The organism is Ruegeria sp. CDSB136 (assembly GCF_059610965.1).
Window position 1 is genome coordinate 1 of sequence record NZ_JBXWOP010000038.1, and the last position, 17,058, is coordinate 17,058.

The following is a 17,058-nucleotide window of genomic DNA, read 5'->3' on the forward strand; positions in this document are numbered from 1 at the left end:
TGTGGCAGAACAGGCTCTTGAACTGCGGCTGCTCAAAAAAAGCATGATCGCGGATGGGGACGACGACGAATGAGGTACCGGCGTCAGACCCTCCCCCAGCGGCAGATCGGTGGCAATCAGTCGCGCCAGCGCCTGTTTGGCCGCACTGTCCACCTGCGGACCGCTCTGCGCCACTATGGTGCGCACGGCGCAATCGACCAGCGGCCGAAATGGCTCGACCAGATCATCGGCCAGCGCAAAGGCGTTGCCGCGATTTGAGTGGAACAATCCGATGGTTGGGTGCAACCCGGCGGCCACCACCGCCCGGGCTGTGGCAGCGCGCAGGACCGTATAGCCATAGTTCAGCAAGGCATTCTCACCCCCCTGCCCCGTATCCCGGCGAAACTCGGGCCCCATCATCCGAGGCCAATAATAACGCGCCGCCTGCGCCTCGATGTTGGTGCCATCGCCCGAGGTGATCTTGCGTACCATCATCTGCAACGGCGCCGGGGCTTCTCCGAAGGCGTCCAGAGCTGCGGCCTGCATGGTCACCTTGGCCCCGACCACCCGTTTCCAGGCTTGTTTCAGAAACGGAGCCTTAGCCCCCCATTGCGCCCGCAACCGGGCTCCCTGCGCGTGATGGCCCTCGATCGGTAACAGCACGGATTTCGGGGCATGGTTGGCTGTACACAGCACCACGGGTGCCCCCCGGTCGGCCAACTCGGTCAGTAAAGAGGTCGACCAGGTCGTGCCGTGGGCGTGAACGATCACGGCTGCAATCTGGTCCAGCGGCGTGCGTCCGACCTCGGCCCCGTCTTCGGAAACTTTCAGAAAACCCCGGTCACGGGACAAGTGTCGCCCGTCCAAGGCGATATCAATAATCTGGTCCAAAACAAACAATCCGAAATAATGCAAATCAGTAATATGCTGATTTTATTGCATAATGCTGGATTCTCAAAATTTCGGATCAAGCGCGTGGGCCGGGATCGGTCAGGCGGCCCATCTCATCGACATAGACGCGGCGAATTCCCGCTTTTGTAAGTGGGCCGATACCCATTTGAATCAGCTTGAAAGTGTCCGCAGTATCACGACTCCGCGCATCTGCATTTGCTTCTGTATGAGGGGCAATGAAGGGGCCATGAGCAGCCGTGATTTTCTGCACATAGTCGATGATCGTCTCACCATCCCTCTCCAGCGCCACCATATCCCGCTTAAATAGGCGCAGCAGTCGCTTTGCCGCCGGGTGCGGTTTCTTGTCCAACCCCGGCTGGTGTGCCTCGAACGTGGTAATGACCTGCGGCTTGAGCTTGCCATCGGGCAGACGCCAGATTTCAAAGCAATGGTTGCTGTCGCCCTTGTAGGCTTTGAATGTTTTGCCGTCCCGATCCTTTACAGAAACCCGCGCTCTGTCCTGCAATGCCTCGATCATCCGCACCCGACGCAGGCCGAGATAGGGATTATCACTGTTGTCAGGCAGTTTCGGGGTTTGCGCAAACGCGATCAGAGCGGCCTCAAACGCCTTGCCTTCGAGACCTCGGGTCACGCGTACCAGGTGCCGTTGTAGATCGGCGTCACGGATATTGGCACCGCGCGTGGTGATCTCAATATCTTTGGGGCTGAGCGCGGTTAGAGGCTTACGGCTGACAACCGTATCACCATCGACCACACCATAGGCGGTGTCATTGTGCAGCCGCCCGGCCGTACTGTCCCGCCCTGCCCTGCGCGCCGTCGGATCAACGCTCCCGTGATCGGCACGATGGCTAACGGTGATCCGCGCAATCTGCACGGCCACGTCGGCCCGGAACCCCTCCCACGGCAGTGGCGTGGACCGCGCGTCACGTTCGGCCCCTATGGTTTCCTCGCGGTGATGCGCATCCGCGATCCGTGGCCGCGATGACCGCCGCATCAATCGCGTGATGGCGGTGATCGGTGCGGTTCTTGGCCTTGACGGTCCGGGAGTTGACATCTGTCAACTCGGCAATTCCATTCAACCCCCAGTGACGGCGCAGCATCTCGGTCAGCTTGCCGGGCACCACCCAGACGTGGCTTTTGCCATCCTGCCCGTCATACAGCGCCTCAAGGTAACTGCGTGCAATGCGCGACAGGTATTGCGTGTCCTTCAGCGCCCGGGCCGAGAAATCGTTCTCGTCCTCGAACCGCTCCATCGCGTCGGGGGCAAAGCGCCAGGATTTCGCATCGGGCAGATGTTTGAGGTTTGCGGCGATGGCCTCCCATTGCGAGGTGCCGCCCCAGGCTTCCCAAGGCGTTTTGTTGGCCTTTTCACGATTGGCTTCTTTCAGACACAGCGTTTTGTTCCAAAAGCTGTCGTCCAGCGTCCGTGAGTACGGCAAGATGTGGTCCACGTCGCAGGAGCCGTCAAATAGTATACCCACACTGATCCGCTGGCCGCTATAGGGGCAGTTCCGCTTCATGACATCTTCGCCTAGGGCCTCCCACAGACGTAGGCGCATCCGGTTCGCACCGGTGTTGGGCACGCCCAGTTCTTCCAGCTTCTGACCCCGCGCAATCGCCGCATCGGTGTTTTTCTTGATCTCGCGTTGCACCTCGCGCTTCTGATCCTCGGACAGTTTCAGATCACGGGCCAGCTCAACCACGATTTCATCGGGCTTGCCGTGAACGGTGATGATCCGGTTCACCAAACGCCGCAGTTGATTCAGGCCGATATGAACGGTTGGATTGGTGATCCGGCCATAGCGGGTGATGTCGTCGTCTTTCGCGTCATAGCTGCCTGGGATCACGTGACGGTCGAGGATTTCACCGTAGTAGGGTAGCATTTCAAGCACTTCGCCCGTGCGACCATCAGAGTGGTGCCAGCCACAGGCCGCAACGGCGGCGCTGTACGGGATCACATCCCCCTCAAGTACGGTCAGAATGCGCCGCGTGGCGGTCAAGCCCAGCCGTCCGTACCCTTCGGGCAGCGGTGCGTGTGCCGTCGCCTCGGCATGATCCCGATCCAACCCGTGTGTGGCTCGCAACCAATCCACCAGATCGGCATGATCCTGATCGCTCTGGACCGCGCGCAGGCGGCTGATCACATCGCACTGTGCCTCCCAATCCAGGGCCGACCACCCTGCCCCGAACCTATCGGGATGCGACAGGCTGGCGCGCACCGGATCACAGGCAATCGCGTCCCTGTTTGCGGTTTCCAGCGTAAAGGACTGGTCAGGGCGCAATTTGATGATTTTGCCTAGAGCTTTCAGCTTGATCGCCATTCCCGACAGAGATTTGGTGTGGTTCTTGTTGTCCAGCGCGTGAACGATCTGGTCGCGTTCTTCGCTGGTTAGCGTGCGGGCACCCTGCCCCCGTGCCGTAACCCGCAAGGCGTTTACGGTTTCCAACAAGACCCGCCGTTGGTTTAAAGGATGCGCGCTTGGAATGCGCTTTTCATCGGTTAACAGACACGGCCCGACCTTCGGCGCTTTCAGCGGGCGCTGGTGAAAGATGATTGTGGCGATCTCATCGCGCAGCTCGTCGGTCAGACCATCGTAATGCGCGGCTTGCGCGGACCAGAGTTTTTCGAACTCATCCGCCAGATGCTTCCGGTCGGGATAGTAATCATAGCCGGCCTCTTCCTTTTCCGACAGGCCGCGCTTGGCGATTGTCAACCGGGTCCGGACCGCAGGCGTATGTCTGGCATCCGGGGCCTGTTTCTGACGCATATGCAGAAACTCACCATAGGTGCGCGCGCGCTGAACCATCATCTCGTGATCCAGCCGCGCCTTGGCCTCTTTGATCTTACCGCTTTCATTGTCGCCGCGATCCGTTTTGCGGTTCGATTTGAAACCCCGCCGCTGGTTGAGGTGAAACAACGCGCGCCCGAAATGCGTCAGCGGCAACGCATGGTCCAACCCCTCGGCCCGCAAGGCGTAAGGGTCCAGAAGCGCCAACGCCCGAGCCTGTTCCGGGTCCGAAGGCATCAACCCGACCTCGGCCATGCGTTTCATCAACGCCGCTTTGCGCCGCAAGTACCGATCCCGTCTGCGCCGCTGCGCGCGAGCGGCCCGACGATCCACTGCCAAAGACGCCCCGGATTTCGGATCTCGGCCGTCCGAGAAAACACGCACACCGCCGTCCAGAACGGACGTAATGACCCCGTTTTCTGTCTGGTACAAAAACCAGCCGATCGAGTTTGTGCCGATATCGAGACCTAGTCGCATAAATCACCTGTCATTGAATGCAAACAAAGTGTCACCGCGAGACACATAATTCAATCGGAATAAGCACTTGCAAACACGTGAAAACCAGCGATACTCATCACGTTCAAAATTCGCGGTCGAGCCGTTAACAAGCATTCGATTGCACCACATCAAGGCGCGGGCTACGGCCTGCGTCTTTTCTTTTGACCTCACCAAAATCTTCCGACACGCGAGACACCGTGTTGACAGCTGTCAACTGAGTATTGGAATTCACAGTGCATGGTTCAGGCCGCCATCCGGCCAGAGCCGTTCAGCAACGCCATCACCATCGGTCCGGTTGAAAACTGCCCAAGCGTGGATTTGGCGGCCAGAGCTCGCAGATACCCACCCGGACTGTTGATGTCGCGGAACCGCTGCAGGATACAGGCCACGGTCACGGCCGCTGTCTCAGGCCCCATCAATTCTTGCGCTTCTTGCCAGGCCGAAGGGCTGATACCCATCATGCCGCGCACATAGCTGGCCGCCGCCACCAGATCGCGCCACTCACGGGGATCGCGTTCACAATAGGGCAGAATATCCGGACAAGCCTTCAGGATCAGATGCAATGGGACCCGTGGCAAATCGCGATCCGGGTCAGGGTTTTCGATCCCGTCGCCTTCGCCCTTGTCGATTTCTGGGCAAAGTTCAGATTCAGGAGTATCTGGTTTTGAATTCTGATACTGGCGCTCAAATTCACTGTCATTGCCGCTCATTTCTTCTGTTTTCATTGCCAGTAACACCCGGATATCCCCAAGGATGTCCGAGGTGCGGTTTTCAAGATCAGCCAGTTCATCCATGTCCAACTTGCGGCGCATAAGCTTATGAACCTCAAGCAGGGCAGCCAGCAGCGCATCCCAATCGCCAGGCAGGGCGTTTTCCTGGCCGTAGAGCGCCAGTTTCAGGGCATCCCGCTTGAGCAGAGATAGTTTCTCGCGTGCGGCGGCCAGACGGGTCTGATCTGCCCGTGCTTGTGCTGCGGCGTCCGTGATCTGGGCCGCGTTGTGCAGCAGGGGGCGCAGATCAAAGCCAAAGGCGCGGGCGATCTCTCCATCCGCGCCACGGCGGGCATAGCGCTTGCCATTGGGGCTGTCATGGCGCGCAATCAGGCCCGCATGGACCAGCGCCGCCAAATGCCGACGCAGGGTGCTTTCGGCCATGCCATGGGCGCGCTCGGACAGCGCCACGTTCGAGGGAAAGACAATCAGGCTGTCATTGTCCGACAGAGTCGCATTGGGGTGAAAAGAAACCAGCGCGTTCAAAACCGCCAGATCCCGGTCCGAGACGCTGTAAGCGCTGCGCGCGGTACACAGTTCGCGCAACAGATCCCATTTGTCGATATGCGTTACCTCAGGCGCCGCCTGCATGGCCACCGCCTGTTCTATCAGTCCAGCCGTTACCGGCCGCCGCCCAAAGGGCGTCGTTGTGATGTGTTCCATATGCTGTCACGAGACAAAACTTTTTCACCCGCCGGACTCGACGCCAGTTGACAACCGTCAACTACAAGCCATAGAATCGGAGGTGCTAAATCACCAATTCAGGCCTCTTGGAACTTCGGTTCTGAGGGGTCTTTTCTTTCCGTCCTGTCTGTTTCGTGCCTCCTTGTCGCTGCTCCACGTTTATCCCGCTATTACGGGGTTATTCATCCCGACCGGTTTGCCAGCGGTGATGAAGCTCTGAAATGTTTTCTGCCAGCCAGTCCTCGAACCCTTTGGCCGTTTTGGTGTTCAGGGTCAGAACCGCCTTGGTGCCACTGCGTCGCATCTGACCCAGCGCAGTGCCGTCCGCGCCTTTCAGTGGCACAGCGTTTCGCGGCGCAGGGGGCTTGCGTGGGGTAAAGGCGGTCAGAACGGCCTCGAACCGGTCGTCCGACATATTGCCCTGCGCGGCGTCCACCGCCCGTTGCACCTGATCTTTAGGCAGCAGGTCGGCCAGCTTCAGCCAACGGTCGCGACCCACCGAAGGGGCGGCCCCGATGGCCTGGATTAGCGCCTCGGGAATGCGGTCGGATACGGAAAGCATACGTGATATCAATGTCTTATCGACGTGCAACGCGTCACAGATCACCTTGCGATCATACCCCATATCCTGCATCTGGCGGGCGAAATTGACCTTTTCGATAAAGCTCAGGTCACGGCGGGCAGTGTTTTCCTGCCCCTGCGCCAGGATCACGGCGCGATCATCTAGCACCCGGATCAGCGCCTTGACCGGCTGGCCCAGCTCGCGCAGCGCGGCAACACGACGGCGGCCATAGACCACCTGAAAGCGTTCGCCGTCGTTAGGATTGGGGCGCAGCAGAACCGGCACCTGTTGACCGTATTCACGGATTGACTCGACCAGCTCCAGCAGGCCGGCGTTTTCCTCCAACCGGTCTCGCAAACCGCCCTGATCAATCATGCGCGGGTCAATCTCTTGCACCGCACGCGACTTCAGGTCCGAGATCGACTGGCTGACCGCCCCGATCGCGCCCGAACCATAGCGCGGCTTGGCCACATCCACGCGAGCCGGGGCCTCGTCGGCAGGCAGGGCAGGGGGGGCGTCCATCAGCCCCTTGAGCAGGTTCTTACGCGCCATTCATCCGCCCCCATGCAGATTGGACCAGTGTTTCAATCTCGCCATTCACCGCATTCAGGCTTTCGATGGCGCGCTCATAGGTGGATCGGGTGAACTGGCCCTTTTCGACCTCATAAAGTGTCTGTTTGGTGATCCCGGCATCGGAAATCGCGGTGGATTTCAGCACAGGATGGTTCAGCACGTGATCCCCGAACATCGAGCGCATGAAACTGACCATCTGGTTTTGCGGACCGTCGCCGGGTTCGTACCGCGTCACCACATAACGCAGCCAGTCATAGGACATGTTGCCCCCGGCCTCGCTGACCACGCCCAACAGGTTCGACGTCATCAGCAGGAACTGGCACATCGACATCACGTCCAGCATCTGCGGATGCACCGTGACCAGAACGGCCGTAGCCGCCGATAGGGCAGACATGGTGAGAAACCCGAGCTGCGGCGGGCAATCGACGACAACAACGTCATATTCATTCTCCACCGAAGAAAGCGCGTCACCGATCCTTGTGAAAAACAGGTTACCGTCCCGTTGCGTCAGCGCGCGCGGGGTATCGTGTTCGAACTCCATGAGGTCCAGATTGCCCGGAATGATGTCGAGATTGGTGAAATAGGTCTTTTGAATCACGTCGCGCAGCGGCACCGGATCCTCATAGCGGATCGCATCATAAAGCGTACCGCCATCCAACAGGTCAAATTCAGGCTGAAATCCGTGCAAGGCCGACAAACTGGCCTGAGGGTCGAGGTCAATCGCCAGCACCTTATACCCGTCCAGCGCCATTTTCTGCGCCAGATGGGCCGCAGTGGTGGTCTTACCCGAGCCACCTTTGAAGTTGATCACGGTGATGACCTGCAGATGATCGCCTTCGCGCCGACCGGGCAGGTAGGTGCCGAGTGACTTCGCACCGGCTTCCAGCAGCTCGCGCAGCGCCTGGATATCTTCGGGAGAGTAATAGCGCCGACCGCCGGCACGGGTCTCGGGCGAGGGGCCACGACCATCCAAATGCAGCTTACGCAGATAGGCATCCTTGACCCCAAGCAAATCGGCCGCCTCTCCGGACGTGAATTTGCGCAGGGATCGTTTGGCATCCGGCGGAAACAGCTGCGCACGATGCGCCTGCAGGCGTTCTGACAAGCGCCGGGCATGATCGCCCACCAACAGGTCGATCCGTTCTTGTGTATGGCCAGACTGCTGCGCCTCCGATACGGTGGCACCTGCGGTTGCTTGCTCCATCTCTGCCCTCATTTGGCGCCGCGTTGTTACGCTTGTCGCCGTTTTATTCACTGCTTTCCGTAATTAATGGAGCACAACCTACGATTCTTGCAAGCGTTTTTTCTATATCCTGTGGCCATATCATCGTGCACTACAAGGCAAAGAAGCTTGACATGCGCGGCCGGTATGACAAAGTATGACTGTGGAGGCATTTTATGACGATCAAAACCACACTCAGCTTTACCGACCGGCACCACCGATTCCTGAAAGAAAAAGTCGGTGAGGGGGTCTATGCCTCGGCCTCGGCCGCTGTCGCCGCTGCGGTTGAGCGGATGATCGAGGACGAACAGGCGCGTGAGGTCGCACTGGACGCCATGGCTGATGAAATTCGCCGCCGCGCCGCTACACCGCGTGCCGAGTTCGTTGGCCATGACGATATCTTTTCCCCAGCGTTGCGCCGACTGGACCGCGGCGAGTGACATACCACCTTCGCTACCACCCGTCGGTGGCCGATGATCTGATTGCCATTGCCGAATTGATCGTGGATTACGCAGGTCCGCAGGTCGCACAGCGCAAATTGGCCGAAATAGCCGATGTCGCACAAAGCTTGCGCTCTTTGCCCCATCGCGGGACCAAGCGCGATCACATCCTGCCGGGCTTGCGTGCCATCCCGGCCGCTCGACGTGCCGTAATCGCCTTTACCGTCGATGATGTTGCGCACGAGGTCCACGTTATGGCGATCACCTATGGCGGCGCCGACTGGATCGCACGCACCGGAACGCGTCACAGCTAGTGTTTTATCCTAGCAGATCCGTTACCGGGTTCTCTGCAATATCGACATCGTCGCAATATTTCTGCGCCTGCGCGACCGAGCGGTGCAGGGACAAGCGCACGGCGGCCTGGATCGGGGCGCCATCCAGCGCGGCCTGGGTCAGGAATCCGGATCGCAATCCATGCGGCGAGGCAAATCCTGCCGGGAGCCCAGCCAGTGCCAGCCGATGTTTGACGATCTGGTACACCGCATCCGGGCTGAGGCGGCGGCTCAACACCCGGTCGGCTTTGGAGACCGGGCGGAACAGGGGGCCATCCTCGATCCCGCCCACCTCGACCCAATGCACCAGCGCCTGGGCCGCGCGACCCTTCAGCACCAGCCGGGGCGTCTCACCCTTGGTGGTGGTCTTGGTCTCCAGCAGCGAGATCCACACCACACCTGTCTCGTCGAACGCCTTCAACGAGACATCTTCGCGCATCAGCCCGGTGATCTCGGAGCGGCGCCGACCGCCTGAGGCCCAGCCGAGCATCAGCAAGGCCCGATCCAGGCAATCCCGGCGCGAGCCGCGGCAGGTGGCCAGCGACTTGCGCAGCCCCTGCGCGATCAGCGCCTCTGCGGTTTGGCGGGCGTGATCTTCGGCGGGGGCGTCGCTGAGATCGCGGGCATGATCGAGGAGGAAGGCGAGGGCGGTGGCCTCAGACTTGGGCCAATCTAGCGCCGCGCCAAAGCGTGCCATTTTCCACGCCGTCACGTAGAGCAGGTCGCGCTCATAGGCGCGCAGCGTGTTTTCCGGTGTGCCGCGCACATAAAGATCAGTGAGCGCCTCCTGATCTGTTTCCGAGAGGGCAGGGGCGGCGGCGGGGAGGTATGGGGCAGGGGGCTTCATGTGTCGATTTTCCCTAACCTGTAGACTGTTCTTGCTTGTTTTCACCATGTTTCATGGTTGGCCTTACGCTGAGTTGTTCCTTTAAGTGTAGATGCGGACCAGATTTGTGCCGGTATTTGTTTACAAAATTGCAGGTTACTGTGCTGCATCTAATATGGTTTGCTGCCGGATCGGGGCAGGGGTCTACGGGTTACGGACCAATGCCGTCGCGAGTCCATTGGTTAAGGAAAACCGACACTTCATGGCCCGCATTCTGCGCCCATTCCCCGGTAAAATCAATCAAGCATGATAAGAGATACTTATCGGGTGTAATAGGGATTTGATGGCGTGGCTAAAGTAACGAGCAGAATAGTCGAATTATGCGCGTAAGGTGGGTAGGGGATTGTGTCACTGTGCACATATTGGATGTGTCGCAAAATTTGGAGTAACCAAAACTCTGCAATAGTGCTGTCAACATTTAACGGTTTTCCGACACGTTAGAACTTTTGACTTCCCTAACGTAAGCTAATTGTGTAATTGCTATGTTGCTCGCAAATGATAGCGCTAACATCTCGAACTCTACCACCGACTGTCCGTCGTCAGAGATTTTGGGACAGATGGCGCTCTGATCTAAGAGGGGTCTGTTCCGGCTGGGGGTAGAATGACACCTTAAGAGCTTTCCCTGTGCCGTTTCATTATGTCGAGCACGGTGTTTTTGCTGATGCCGAGATCACGTGCAATCCATCGGTATGATCGACCTTCTGCCACGGCTTGAACGACCTTCGGAGCAAGCTTGTCGGATTTCGGCCGTTGTCCGGGTTGGCGCCCGAGTTTCTTGCCGCGGGTCCGGGCTGCGGCAAGACCTGATTTGACGCGTTCGCTGAGTAAGTCGCGTTCGAACTGGGCAATTCCTGCCAGCATGGTCGCCATCATCCGGCCATGCGGTGTGTCCAACTCGAAAGTCATACCACTCATGGCAACGACCGAAACCTTCCAGCCTGCCAGCTTGTTCAAAGTGTCCAACAGGTCTTGAGTGGAGCGGCCCCACCGGGACAATTCGCTGACAAGGACGGCATCTATCTGTCGTGCCTGAGCCAGATCGAGAATTCGGTTCCGGGCGACACGATTAGCGGAGGCACCCGAGGCCGTTTCTTTGAAGACGCCGATCACATCATAACCGCCGCGTTCTGCGAAACCTGTCAGTTCCATCACCTGTCTGTCACACGACTGATCGGCGGTGGAAACTCTGGCATAGATGGCCGCACGCTGTCCCAGTTGAACCCCCATGGATTTTGACCTTGCAAGTCGTTGATTTTGCTGATGCGAGATGTGTCCCGAACAGATATCTGATTAACAGGGACAAACCAACATGCCAAGACGATCCATTCTGACCGAGCGCCAGCGTTCGGTGCTTTTCGATCTGCCGACTGACGAGACTTTGATGTTGCGGCATTACACGCTGGCAGACGACGATATCGAGCACATCAACGAACGGCGGCGGCCGGAGAATAAGATCGGTTTTGCCCTACAGCTCTGCGCCCTACGCTATCCAGGGCGGCTGTTGTCATCTGGCGAGGTCATCCCTGAAAAGATCTTGCGCTTCATCGCGGCCCAGTTGGGTCTGACCGGCGACGATGTCATACCCTATGCCGCACGTCGGCAAACCCGCCAGCAGCACCTGCACGCCCTGCGCCAGATCTATGGCTTCAAGATGTTCTCGGGCCAAGGCGCGCGCAGTCTGAAAGCCTGGCTTGAGAACGAGGCTGAAACGGCCCGATCCAACGACGACCTGGCGCGCCGATTTGTCGAAGAGTGCGGCCGGTCGCAGGTGATCCTGCCCGGCATCTCTGTCATCGAACGGCTGTGCGCTGATGCTCTGGTGTCGGCTGAACGCCAGATCGAAAGCCGGATCGTCAACAGGATCGACGATGAAACAAAAGAACGCCTGGACGCGCTGTTGACCGAGATCGTTGATGGCAATGTCACCCGGTTCATCTGGCTTCGCCGTTTCGAGGCGGGCGGCAACTCGGCTGGAGCATCGCGACTTCTGGACCGGTTGGAGTTTTTGCATGAATTGGGCGTCTCGCCGGACATTTTGTCCAACGTACCGCCGCATCGGGTCGCCCGCCTGCGACGCCAAGGCGAGCGCTACTTTGCCGACGGGTTGCGCGACATCACGAGTGACCGGCGCCTGGCGATCCTTGCCGTCTGTGCGGTAGAGTGGAAGGCAGCCATCGCCGATGCCGTGATCGAAACCCACGACCGGATTGTTGGCAAGACCTGGCGGGATGCGAAGAGGCTGTCTGACGCGCGTATCGCAGATGCCAGATCATCGCTGCGTGAAACATTACGATCCTTCAAGGATCTGGGTGCCGCCCTGCTGGAAGCCAAGGCGGATGGTGCGTCCCTTGACGCGGCCATTGAACTTACGTGTGGCTGGTCTCAACTCGAAAACATGGTGACAACCGCGGCCGAGTTGACCGACACGATGGCGGCTGACGCCCTGTCCCATGTCGTTCATGGATATTACCGGTTCCGGCGTTATGCCCCAAGAATGCTGCGGGCGCTTGATATCTGCGCCGCCCCGGTAGCGACGCCCTTGATGCAGGCGACAAAAGTCATCGCCGAGGATCAAACTGATGCACCCCGTCAGGTTGGCTTCTTGCGCCGAACCTCGAAATGGCATCGACACCTCAATGCTCAGGACTCAGGTGACAATCGGCTCTGGGAGGTCGCCGTGTTGTTCCAGGTGCGCGAAGCCTTCCGATCCGGCGATATCTGGCTGCCTCACTCCCGGCGTTACGCTGATCTGAAACAGGCTTTGGTACCGATAGAAACAGCCAAGGCGTGCCCGCGCCTGGCGATGCCATTCGAACCTGAGATCTGGCTCGATGATCGCAAGGCAAGACTGGCAGAAGGTATGAAGCGTTTGCCGTCATCACGCGAAAGCGTGCTGGTCTCGATTGTTCACCCCAACTCCTGGCGCATAGGTGGCTCAACAATCGCTTAGACAACTCGCACCTTCCGTTCCGACGACGAGAACGCGCCATGCAGCGTTTCAGACGCATGCGAAGTTTGCAGAAATTCGCTGCTGTTCACTCCTCCGTTTACAACCACTTCAATCAGGAGAGATCTCTCACCAGCCGAGACACCTTCAAGCTGACACGCAGCGCCGCTCTTGCCGAGTGGTGCGAACTTTACATGGAAAAAAGGACACCATCACTGGCCTAATAGAGACATGCTCGAATTCGTCTGCCAGCGCCGCGATGCCAGCTAAACGGATACAAGTTCGAATTTGCCTGCCGGCACTTTTCACAAGGTCAGTTCAGATTGAAGCGGTTAATAACACTGAACCTACTGCTACCGATCACCAATCATCGAAGCCGCCGCCCATATCGTCAAATCCGCCACCGTCGAAGCTGTCGAAACCGCCGTCGAAACCATCGTCAAAGCCACTGCTACCAAGGTCCATCGGCACCGCTTCAATGATAGGGGTAGCCTCTTCGATCACGGGGGCAATGTCTTCCGTAAGCGGCGCGACTTCCTCGGCTATGGGCGCCATCTCTTCAGCGAGACTATCTGTGTCAACTGTGAACAGATCCTCGTCGTCCAGAGTATCGACCTCCGGAGTGTCCACGTCTGCATCCAGTGATGCATCCGAGTCGTCAAGCATCGCTTCATCCAGACCTAGGTCTTCATTGTCAAAGTCTTCCGGCTGGATCTCGTCGAGACCCTCAAGTGCCTCATCGGGCAAGGTCCCGCTGTAGTCAATATCGACGTCCTCGATATAGTCGAAGGTCTCCGCGAGTTCGCCATCGTCCATCAGGATGTCAGCGTCATCTGCAAGGGCGAGATCATATTCGATTTCGACATCGCCATAGTAATCCCAATCGTAGGGAACCGCATCGTAATAGTCATCATATGTGTCAATGATAACAACCGAGTAGTCAGCGTACCAGACGCCCCATGGCCCCCACCACGGATGGCACCCCCAAATAATGCCATCGAGAATGCGCAGGGCAATCAAAGCTGCGAGGAAGTCGCCGGACGTCGGGCCGTAACTGGATATCGCCACCGACCGGCGACGCACTTCCTCTAGGCCAGCAATCGCGCGTTTGTTGTTTTTGACCTTGCTTTCCATGGCATCGAGGCGCCGCTGCAGTTCAGCTTGCTGCTTCTTGATTTTCTCCAGTCGCTCCAATTCCTCAGCGGAAAGCTCGGCACCCTTCTTCGCTCTCTCGGAGGCCTTTGAAAACGCATCGTAAAGCGTCGTCACATTTTCTTCGAGCGCAATGGTGATTTTTTCAACCTTTGCATCCTGCGCTCCGGACAGCTCGTAGGCGGCGATAACAGCTGCGCCTTCCCGCGCCGTCTCAGAGAGACCTTCGTGAAAGCTCTCGTTTTTCAGAACTGCACCGTTGGCCATCTTGCCAACCGCTTCGTTCAAAGAACGCAGTGCCGTCCAATAGGGTTTGCCGGTGTCCGACTGAATGTCCAGAGCCGCATCCTCCGAGAGCCGCGACGCACGTACCAAAGCGGCCGTCAGACGTTCCGTGTGCGAGGTCATGTCGACAAGCGACACCCTACTCTCCTGCTCGTCTGTTGCTGCCGCTTCCTGCGTATAAGCTGGTGCCGACAGAGGTAACGCCAAGGGTGACACGCTCAGCATGAGTGCCGTCAACCCGCTAGTCAGTAACTTTTGAAGCATGCGCATCGTTTCCCGCGAAGAACAGGCAGAGATGGCATCTGCCTGTGTGTTTGACCATCCATCAAAGTATATGACTAGTAAACCAATGATGGTGAAGTGAAATCAAGAAGCATTCGCGGACAGCGATTTCCATAACTGAATGTGTGCAGTACAGAATTGCTTTGCTGCAATTCTAGTTGGAATCAAAAGGCAGCAATGGCTCGTTGGCGACTGTTACATCACTCCTCATGATTGTCCGCAATGTCCGCAAAGCAGACGTAGCTCCAGTTCAAACCAACGTCCGTTTCCGGCATTAATGAAAACGTTCCTGATGTCAGACAAGGCAAGATGCTCCTGCACCAGAGAACTGTCACGAAAAACAGTTGTTCAGAAGAAGACCGATATACCGAATTTGAACTGTCGGTCAGGGCCGCCAATTGGCGAACGATTGACCGCATAGTAGCCTGCGTTCACATCGACAGCAGTTCCCTTATCGTTGACGACCCACGTACGACCGGCCATTAATCCCAAAGGTATAAGAGCTTTGTCGGACCCCTCCGACGCATTCCAGTTGTAGGACATCACGTTGTTGTAGCCGGCGTACCATCCGTCGCCAAGGCCGTAGATAAGGATTGGCTGCAGGATCGAAGTACTGAAGCCGTCCTCGCCCCACATATGACCGATTACACCGCCCCACGAGAGTTCACCGGCTTGCCCAAAGATCACGAAGGCGGGGCCAGCTCCCCAACCTGCTCCTGCAAGAGCGGAGTCGCTCCTTGTTGGCAATGAAACCTGTGCACCAAAGCCAAGCGCGGGAGCACCTTCTGCAGGCGTCGGAGCGTAAAAGGCCTGAATAGTAGTATCTCCGAGACCTTCCACCTTACTTGGGTTGGGAGTTGGGCCAGGCGTAATCGGAGGCAATGACGTCTGTGGTTGAAGCCCTTGGAACGGAATAATACCACGAAGAACGAGATTTGCGTTTTCGTTGACCGGCAAAGCGTAAACCGGCTGCAACTGGAAGTTATAGCTATCTTCGTCATTTGTGCCGGTTTTGAACGCAATTGTATTGTCCGTCATGATTGCCCGGATGTCGGCGAGAGGGTTTGCAGCCTTTCTCGCTGCCTGACAATTAGCGTCGCAAGCCTGAGCCGAGGCAAATGGGAACGCTCCTCCAAACAAGACCACTAAGGCGAGAAAGAAATGACGCATGTGGCTTACCCTCCCAGAAATCCAGTTAAGATAAGTTAAGAATATGTGAGTGAAGAACCTGAATGGTACAACATAAAATGTTCTGCGCACAAACACTTCGTTATGGAACAAATTGTGGAAGGTGCACCGATACCGTTCGACGGAAAATTCTTGACGATTTTGAAAACGCAGGCAGTTGGGACATGGAAACCCTTCCGAAATCGTTCCAACTCAGCCGAACACCGGTACTGCAAACCGGCGGTTGTTTATGAGATGCGAAGATCTATTCTGTCCGCAAAGCAGACGTCGCCCAAAATTCGTTGAATGTCTGCTTTGCGACTAACCTGACCCTTAAACCCGCCTTTATTTGGAGGAGCTAAGGATCGGTTCTTCATAATGAACGGAGACCGGTTCGAATTCGTCTGACCGCAACAAATCTTAAACTACCGATCGAGTATCGCGACACGCGCCGTGTGAGTCTGCCACCAAAGGTCCTCTGGATATGTAAGCAAGAGGCTATCCTGCCGACAGCTTAAACGACATGCGGTTGCTGACGTCGTCTCCAAAATGGATCGAACACTCTTCAGCTGTGGCGAACACAAGATTTAATCAAATTACGAAGGGTTGACTTGTTTACACGGACTGCATTGCGATGGGATTTGGCCGTTCAGACTTTGTCGTCTGCACAAATCGGCTCATTTGTCATAGAAGGGGGATTGGAAGTGAAATATCTCAAAGGGGTGTGCGTCGCACTATTCTTCGTTTTTGCGGTGATTGGGAATTCCGCACCTGTATCTGCCGACGGCCAATACGTCACCGGCAAAGAGTGGACGGCATCCAAAAAGTCAGAGAAGCTTTCGTATTTAATGGGCATCTCAAACCTAATGAGTGCGGATTACATGTTGCAGAAAAAATCTGGGCGAGCAGGAGGATCTGCCATACCGGAACTATACCGAGAAACTGCAAACGTTTCCATCGAGCAGGCTATGGACATAATAGACGCTTGGTATGCCGCCAACCCCGAAGAAATGAACGAAACGGTCCTGGATGTGATCTGGGTAACAATTGTGGAGCGCTGAGCCATGTTTGCACTGAACAAAAGAGTTTTTAAGCCTGCAACAAAGTTGGCTGCTGCAGTGGTTATCGTTGCACACTTGTCTGCATGTGCCACGGTTGGCGGCGCTGGCATAGGCGCATTAGCCGGAGACGCCGAAACTGGCATGGCCGTGGGAGCGACGACGGGTGCGGTAATTGATATTTTTGGTCGTTGATACAACAACAAGCGGAGCGATGCCATAGTTGCCATTCACGGCGGATTTACTGGTCTGAGAAAAAACTCGGATGCTAGGCATTGTCGAACTTCACGAGAGTGCTCGTAGATAAATTCGAACCCGTCTCTGTTAGTCCAGTGATGGTGTTCTCTATTCCATTTCAAGTTCGCACCACTCGGCAAGAGCGGCACTGCGTGTCAGCTTGAAGGTGTTTCTGCTGTTGAGCGATCTCTTCTGGTCAAAATGGTTTTAGCCCACATTCCCCAAGTAAGTCGCTGTTTCCGCTGTCGTGATCGTGTTATTTCCGATATAAATCATGGTGTTG

At 57.1% G+C, this 17,058-nt stretch carries 14 protein-coding genes and 3 pseudogenes; 6 read left to right on the forward strand and 11 right to left on the reverse strand.

What is annotated here, in order from left to right; genetic code table 11:
- The 6 genes from cas1 to repA all read right to left on the reverse strand — a co-directional run.
- Positions 1–870: type II CRISPR-associated endonuclease Cas1 (gene cas1, locus AC2FIR_RS23350; RefSeq protein WP_496763356.1), on the reverse strand; the 870-nt coding region annotated here is incomplete at its 3' end.
- A gap of 76 nt (positions 871–946) precedes the next feature.
- Positions 947–1,885 carry a hypothetical protein gene (locus tag AC2FIR_RS23355; RefSeq protein WP_496763361.1) on the reverse strand — a complete coding sequence of 313 codons (939 nt, stop codon included), beginning with the start codon at positions 1,883–1,885 and terminating at the stop codon, positions 947–949.
- Entirely contained in the window at positions 1,815–4,157 is a 2,343-nt protein-coding gene (gene cas9 / locus AC2FIR_RS23360; protein WP_496748065.1) for a type II CRISPR RNA-guided endonuclease Cas9, read from the reverse strand. The genes AC2FIR_RS23355 and cas9 overlap by 71 nt, the downstream gene beginning before the upstream one ends.
- Before the next feature lie 263 nt (positions 4,158–4,420).
- Entirely contained in the window at positions 4,421–5,611 is a 1,191-nt protein-coding gene (gene repC, locus AC2FIR_RS23365) for a plasmid replication protein RepC (protein ID WP_496763363.1), read from the reverse strand.
- Positions 5,612–5,810: 199 nt separating this feature from the next.
- A complete protein-coding gene (gene repB, locus AC2FIR_RS23370; protein ID WP_496748061.1) occupies positions 5,811–6,746 on the reverse strand; it encodes a plasmid partitioning protein RepB in 936 nt (311 codons plus the stop codon).
- On the reverse strand, positions 6,736–7,971 hold the full coding sequence (gene repA / locus AC2FIR_RS23375) for a plasmid partitioning protein RepA (RefSeq protein WP_496748059.1): 1,236 nt from the start codon (positions 7,969–7,971) through the stop codon (positions 6,736–6,738). Before repA ends, repB begins: the two co-directional genes overlap by 11 nt.
- 194 nt (positions 7,972–8,165) lie before the next feature.
- Here repA and AC2FIR_RS23380 point away from each other — a divergent pair, with 194 nt between their 5' ends.
- Entirely contained in the window at positions 8,166–8,429 is a 264-nt protein-coding gene (locus tag AC2FIR_RS23380; RefSeq protein WP_496748057.1) for a hypothetical protein, read from the forward strand.
- Positions 8,426–8,743, forward strand: a complete 318-nt coding sequence (locus AC2FIR_RS23385) for a type II toxin-antitoxin system RelE/ParE family toxin (RefSeq protein WP_496748055.1) — start codon at positions 8,426–8,428, stop codon at positions 8,741–8,743. Before AC2FIR_RS23380 ends, AC2FIR_RS23385 begins: the two co-directional genes overlap by 4 nt.
- 4 nt (positions 8,744–8,747) lie before the next feature.
- Here the strand turns inward: AC2FIR_RS23385 and AC2FIR_RS23390 are convergent, their stop codons facing one another.
- Together AC2FIR_RS23390 and AC2FIR_RS23395 are read right to left on the reverse strand one after the other, a co-directional pair.
- A complete protein-coding gene (locus tag AC2FIR_RS23390) occupies positions 8,748–9,608 on the reverse strand; it encodes a tyrosine-type recombinase/integrase (protein ID WP_496763367.1) in 861 nt (286 codons plus the stop codon).
- Between the two features lie 648 nt (positions 9,609–10,256).
- Positions 10,257–10,874, reverse strand: coding sequence for a recombinase family protein (locus AC2FIR_RS23395; protein WP_496763369.1), 618 nt, complete (start codon positions 10,872–10,874; stop codon positions 10,257–10,259).
- Between the two features lie 82 nt (positions 10,875–10,956).
- On the opposite strand from AC2FIR_RS23395, the pseudogene AC2FIR_RS23400 reads away from it, so the two are divergent.
- Together AC2FIR_RS23400 and AC2FIR_RS23405 are read left to right on the forward strand one after the other, a co-directional pair.
- Positions 10,957–12,519, forward strand: a pseudogene (locus AC2FIR_RS23400) (DUF4158 domain-containing protein); the annotation flags it as partial.
- 56 nt (positions 12,520–12,575) lie between these two features.
- A pseudogene (locus tag AC2FIR_RS23405) lies at positions 12,576–12,818 on the forward strand (DDE-type integrase/transposase/recombinase); the annotation flags it as partial.
- A 136-nt stretch (positions 12,819–12,954) separates the two neighbouring features.
- Here AC2FIR_RS23405 and AC2FIR_RS23410 read toward each other — a convergent pair.
- Together AC2FIR_RS23410 and AC2FIR_RS23415 are read right to left on the reverse strand one after the other, a co-directional pair.
- Positions 12,955–14,295, reverse strand: coding sequence for a hypothetical protein (locus AC2FIR_RS23410; protein WP_496748218.1), 1,341 nt, complete (start codon positions 14,293–14,295; stop codon positions 12,955–12,957).
- A 366-nt stretch (positions 14,296–14,661) separates the two neighbouring features.
- Positions 14,662–15,483, reverse strand: a complete 822-nt coding sequence (locus AC2FIR_RS23415) for a hypothetical protein (protein WP_496748217.1) — start codon at positions 15,481–15,483, stop codon at positions 14,662–14,664.
- 701 nt (positions 15,484–16,184) lie between these two features.
- On the opposite strand from AC2FIR_RS23415, the gene AC2FIR_RS23420 reads away from it, so the two are divergent.
- Both AC2FIR_RS23420 and AC2FIR_RS23425 read left to right on the forward strand, forming a co-directional pair.
- Entirely contained in the window at positions 16,185–16,541 is a 357-nt protein-coding gene (locus AC2FIR_RS23420; protein WP_496763373.1) for a hypothetical protein, read from the forward strand.
- A gap of 3 nt (positions 16,542–16,544) precedes the next feature.
- Positions 16,545–16,733, forward strand: a complete 189-nt coding sequence (locus AC2FIR_RS23425; protein WP_496763377.1) for a hypothetical protein — start codon at positions 16,545–16,547, stop codon at positions 16,731–16,733.
- 150 nt (positions 16,734–16,883) lie between these two features.
- Here the strand turns inward: AC2FIR_RS23425 and AC2FIR_RS23430 are convergent.
- Positions 16,884–16,982 (reverse strand): annotated as a pseudogene (locus AC2FIR_RS23430) (IS6 family transposase); the annotation flags it as partial.
- Between the last annotated feature and the right edge of the window lie 76 nt (positions 16,983–17,058).

Coding starts and splice junctions, on each gene's coding strand:
- AC2FIR_RS23355 (WP_496763361.1), bottom strand. CDS start 1,885: ATGCGGCGGTCATCGCGGCCACGGATCGCGGATGCGCATCACCGCGAG.
- cas9 (WP_496748065.1), bottom strand. CDS start 4,157: ATGCGACTAGGTCTCGATATCGGCACAAACTCGATCGGCTGGTTTTTG.
- repC (WP_496763363.1), bottom strand. CDS start 5,611: ATGGAACACATCACAACGACGCCCTTTGGGCGGCGGCCGGTAACGGCT.
- repB (WP_496748061.1), bottom strand. CDS start 6,746: ATGGCGCGTAAGAACCTGCTCAAGGGGCTGATGGACGCCCCCCCTGCC.
- repA (WP_496748059.1), bottom strand. CDS start 7,971: ATGGAGCAAGCAACCGCAGGTGCCACCGTATCGGAGGCGCAGCAGTCT.
- AC2FIR_RS23380 (WP_496748057.1), top strand. CDS start 8,166: ATGACGATCAAAACCACACTCAGCTTTACCGACCGGCACCACCGATTC.
- AC2FIR_RS23390 (WP_496763367.1), bottom strand. CDS start 9,608: ATGAAGCCCCCTGCCCCATACCTCCCCGCCGCCGCCCCTGCCCTCTCG.
- AC2FIR_RS23395 (WP_496763369.1), bottom strand. CDS start 10,874: ATGGGGGTTCAACTGGGACAGCGTGCGGCCATCTATGCCAGAGTTTCC.
- AC2FIR_RS23410 (WP_496748218.1), bottom strand. CDS start 14,295: ATGCTTCAAAAGTTACTGACTAGCGGGTTGACGGCACTCATGCTGAGC.
- AC2FIR_RS23415 (WP_496748217.1), bottom strand. CDS start 15,483: ATGCGTCATTTCTTTCTCGCCTTAGTGGTCTTGTTTGGAGGAGCGTTC.
- AC2FIR_RS23425 (WP_496763377.1), top strand. CDS start 16,545: ATGTTTGCACTGAACAAAAGAGTTTTTAAGCCTGCAACAAAGTTGGCT.